This is a genomic window from Niallia sp. MER 6 (assembly GCF_023714395.1).
In the GTDB taxonomy this organism is placed as follows: Bacteria; Bacillota; Bacilli; order Bacillales; family Cytobacillaceae; genus Niallia.
This window is the reverse complement of sequence record NZ_JAMAUK010000071.1, coordinates 1-4,313: the sequence shown is the minus strand read 5'-3', so window position 1 is coordinate 4,313 and position 4,313 is coordinate 1. Positions and strand designations below refer to the sequence as shown.

The window sequence follows — 4,313 nt, the reverse complement described above, 5'->3', positions numbered from 1 at the left end:
GCTGGTACAACAGAAACAGAATTCACAGCAGCATCGGCTATCAAACACCTCAAGCTATGGAGGATCAGATTAGAAGAACCGCTTAATACTTAACTTTTTTGTGTCCAGATTATTGACTCAAATCCACTTATCGTTTATTGACCATATATAAAGCGTATTAATTAATCCTTTCTTCAAAGGCTTTACTATGATCCTATTTCCAATTACAGGATCAAAAAAACAGAGTCCGAGACCTCTTCTAGAACACTCACTTGAAATAATATTAACTAGTTTCTCGCTAGGATATGGCATTAATACATAGGACTCATTTGTAAACCATAGATGTCTTTCAGCTTGATTTACTGCTTCCTTCCAATTATGCAGTTTTGCCTCAAAGGTTAATACTCTTTTTACTCCCATTATTTCTGATTTAGGGCGTGATTTTATTAAGTTATTATTATGCATAATGAAATTATGTTTTTCTAATTCTTTTATTAATGTAGTTAGTTTACTCTTAGAAACATTCAGAAATACTCCAAGCTTATCCGGCCTGATCCATGGGCGTGAAGATAAAAAGGAAATTGCGTATGTTCCTAGTTGCGATAATGGACTACATAAGTTTCTGGAGTTAAGAAGTTTACTATCATATTGAATCAAAACCACATCAGGTCTACCATAACCTGTTTTTAACTCCCTAATTATTGTTGAATCTAAGCGGGTGGTATCAAAGATTTTAATACCAGCAACGACAAAAGCGTTGACAAAACGTTCCTCCGAATCCCAATTCACTCTACTACCCCCTTTCTGATATACTTGTTGATTAATTAGGGTTGTTTTTATTATACCAAATTTATACATTACCTACCTTAAAATAGTATTTATTGCTCTTTCAGTTAGTACAATGGCAATGGTAAAGATGTCATTGCTTTATTATCTCGCTGTAGAATTAAAAGACGATTAAATTCTGTAGCTGTTAAAGGTTGTCCGTCTAATTTTTGCGTTAAATTAATTAACTTGATTACGGAAATTTCTGATTAACGCATTTACACATTTAACTCTACTCTCTCATACCGTTGCTTCTCTAGCTTTTCAATCATTTTTCTTTCCAATTGTGCTTCTGATTGGTAAGACTTAAAAACTTCTTTCTTATCTAACCATTGGTATTTTAGTTCCATTTTAACATGATTATCTGAACTAATATAAAAATCTAACCTTTTTGTCCAACTAAAAAAGATATTTTTCTTATTGACTCTTAAAATATGCCTGTAAAGCTAATTTAATTAGAGCTTATGAAGCAGAAGAATCTGTAATTAATCACTTATAAACTTTTTAGTTAATTCCAAACTCTATCTTAAGAACCAGCACGAATTAGAACAGATTGAACAGCTGCTTATCAAAGTTAATACCATACAAGAAAAGTACATGGAAGCATTTGAACAGAATCTAATCCCAATTGCAATTTTACAACAACGCTTACCACAGAAAAAAGGGGGGTAGAGCAAAAGTAAAATGAACTTAGCCTTCAACTAAGTTCATCAGACTCATTGGTAATCCCTCAAGATGTTATTCGTTTTCTATTAGAAAAGTACTTAGGAATTTTTAAACAGTCTTCGGGAGAAAAAAAAAGCAACTATTTCAGGTCTTACTAAATAACAAAACGATTAAGCATTCTAATGGTCGTTCTAGAATTGTGGAAAAAATTGCACTCGATTTTGACTTTTCTGAGATCAATCTGTCCAAGACCTTTTTACTTATCCACATACAGTATCTTAATTCAGAGGAAAGTTCGACTTCAGATCCTAATCTAAACGACAAAATACCACTTTATTTCAACTTTTTCCCTCTATTTATGATACGGTTCACATAGTTATTTAAGAGGCAAAAAATGAGCATTGAGAAGATTACTTCTCAATGCTTTGTTCAAAATATCTAAAAACTTTTTAAGATATAATCATAATTTATTTCAACTTAATATCTAGCAACCTATAATTAGTGATTTGTAAAATAAAAATCAATTATCAGTTTGACTCCTTATAAATTCTCCAAATGTCTTTGGAATCAAACCAGAATTTATTGCTGGTGTACAATGTGATTTATAAATAGATTTATATCGTCTTACAAGATTTTTATCTTCATTATTTAAGTAGCCTAATAGTAATATATGTTCAAACCCACAAACTTCTACATTATTTAAGCTAACAAGTTCTTCTACAGCCTTTATAATTGACCCGTCCCTAGCGGAGATAAATGGAATATTATGATACGCTGCATAAGCAAGAGAATATACGTCCCCTTTGTCCTTCTTTTTCGGACGCTGATATTTAAAAAGGTCAAAGTTTGCAATCTGATTAAACACTGTAGTATATAAAGGATCCTGTCCATATAAATTGTTTTCTGATACAATTTTCACATTTTTTCCAACATATGTATTGATAAAATCTTTTCTTTGTTCGTCTAGTTCATCGAAAACGGTTTCATGAATTAAGATATCTTGAAAATTGTTAAATAGCTCTTCCATATATAGTGTTTTCATTGCTTCAAAATTGAAATTTTCATCATTGTTTTTTTCAATGCCTACTAAAAGAACACTAGCGTCTAGGAGAATCGGCTGTGTTATAAACTTATTCAGTATCATCGTCTGAATTCTCCTGACCTAAATTCAATTTTCCTTTTAATTTGTCCTTTAAAATCATTAATTCATCATCGTCATCATCTTCATATTCTTCCTCAGAATCATTTTGAATCTCATCAATACCAAATCGATCAACATCTAAGTTTAAAATTTTAGCATCTCGTTGTATTGTATCAATAGATACGAAACCCTTATGAAACGCCTTCGGTGCTATTTCATACATAACTTCATGGATATATGGATTTTCATTGTCAAGAAGCTGCTCAATTTCTCGTTTGTATAAATTTTTTGCTTTTATAAATGTATCTTTAATGAACTCGTAATTAGATATTAATAAGTCGAACATTTTGGATTCTATATAACCTTCCTCGAATAAACGATATAAAACTGCTTTTAAAGGAAGGCAAAATTTGATTGTTAAAATATAACAAAGAATTGTTATATCTTTAACCTCTGTATCCTCAACTTCATCTTTATTAATTACAGATAACCAGTTATTTATTTCACTTCTCAATGCATCGTCTGGTAATAAAAACTCAGCAGCAAACCTTGAAGCTTTTTGCTCTGCTTTTTCCCCTAAATGGGATAAGGAACAAATATGTGGGTTCTTGCTTATTAATTCAATATCAGTTAAAAAGTGATAGTACTCATGTGCAGTGGCAAAAATTTGATTCAAAAGGGGTTGGTTTGAATTTAGAATAATGAATGCAATATCTCTAGATTTGGATGGAACAAAAATCATACCATCAAGTTCTTTATTATCGAATGCTTGTTTTTCAAAATATATATTTTTTTCCTTAGACATAATAAAATCAAAAATGTTTTTACCAATTGGAGCAATTCCATACTCCATTCTTTTTTCCCTTGCTAAAGTCTTTATTTCATTAATTTCTTTCCGGAATAATGGTTTAGGATTAAAATCATATCTAATCTGAGAGTAGTCTTCAATTAAATTTGAAAAAACCTTATCATCTAATTGACTCATTATTCTTCACACCTATTATTAATTGCAATATAATGCTCCCTTATACTTATTCTCTCCAATACCTCATGTAGATTATTTCTGTCCGTTTCTTTTAAACGTCCCATTAAAAGTAATATTGGATCTTCTTCCTCCTTTATAAAAAAAGTGCTTACGTCTTTATTAATTTTTTCACAGACATTCTTTAGTGTTTCAAGTGTAGGGACTTGTTTCCCATTTTCCAACAATGAAATCATTGACCGACCAAGGTTCAACTCTTTAGCAATTTCACTTTGAGATCTTTCACCCCTATATTCCTTAAAAACCTTCATAAACAATTCAGTATTAAAATGGATAATAGACATTTGTATCACCCTCCTTTGTTAATTATATTAACACTTTCTATAAATTAAATCAATTTATGTTATTTACATTCACAACGAGTAAGATTAGTCACAAAAAAGGCTTTTTAATATCAATAAATTTTAAAGCCATAATTAGTCTAGTCTTCATATTCTTCATTAGAATCTCCAGTTAATAAGATATTTATCCGAAAATGCATGTAAAAAACAGGTATTTATAATGTACAAAATAAAAAATTAATTCCTTGTCCTAACCTCCCTCAATAAACAAACACTTATCTCTTAAATACGCAGTTTTTCTCCATATTGCTATCTAACTTGTTTAACTTTATAGATTTGGTTATTGTGAAAAGATCATAAATAAGCATCTTATAAAGAA

General features: G+C 30.2%; 4 protein-coding genes. All 4 read right to left on the bottom strand.

All coding sequences use genetic code 11. From position 1 onward, the window contains the following. Window positions 1-117: 117 nt before the first annotated feature. The 4 genes from M3600_RS28010 to M3600_RS27995 all read right to left on the bottom strand — a co-directional run bounded on the left by M3600_RS28010 (window position 118) and on the right by M3600_RS27995 (window position 3,937). Window positions 118-768 (bottom strand): helix-turn-helix domain-containing protein, encoded by a 651-nt coding sequence (locus M3600_RS28010; protein ID WP_251648493.1) that lies wholly within the window; start codon window positions 766-768, stop codon window positions 118-120. 1,222 nt (window positions 769-1,990) lie between these two features. Continuing rightward, entirely contained in the window at window positions 1,991-2,614 is a 624-nt protein-coding gene (locus M3600_RS28005) for a hypothetical protein (protein WP_251648491.1), read from the bottom strand. Continuing rightward, window positions 2,601-3,596 (bottom strand): ImmA/IrrE family metallo-endopeptidase, encoded by a 996-nt coding sequence (locus tag M3600_RS28000; protein WP_251648489.1) that lies wholly within the window; start codon window positions 3,594-3,596, stop codon window positions 2,601-2,603. The genes M3600_RS28005 and M3600_RS28000 overlap by 14 nt, the downstream gene beginning before the upstream one ends. Next, the gene (locus M3600_RS27995) at window positions 3,596-3,937 is read right to left on the bottom strand and encodes a helix-turn-helix domain-containing protein (protein WP_251648487.1); all 342 of its coding nucleotides are present in this window, start codon (window positions 3,935-3,937) and stop codon (window positions 3,596-3,598) included. The genes M3600_RS28000 and M3600_RS27995 overlap by 1 nt, the downstream gene beginning before the upstream one ends. Window positions 3,938-4,313: the final 376 nt, after the last annotated feature.

Coding starts and splice junctions, on each gene's coding strand:
- M3600_RS28005 (WP_251648491.1), bottom strand. CDS start 2,614: ATGATACTGAATAAGTTTATAACACAGCCGATTCTCCTAGACGCTAGT.
- M3600_RS28000 (WP_251648489.1), bottom strand. CDS start 3,596: ATGAGTCAATTAGATGATAAGGTTTTTTCAAATTTAATTGAAGACTAC.
- M3600_RS27995 (WP_251648487.1), bottom strand. CDS start 3,937: ATGTCTATTATCCATTTTAATACTGAATTGTTTATGAAGGTTTTTAAG.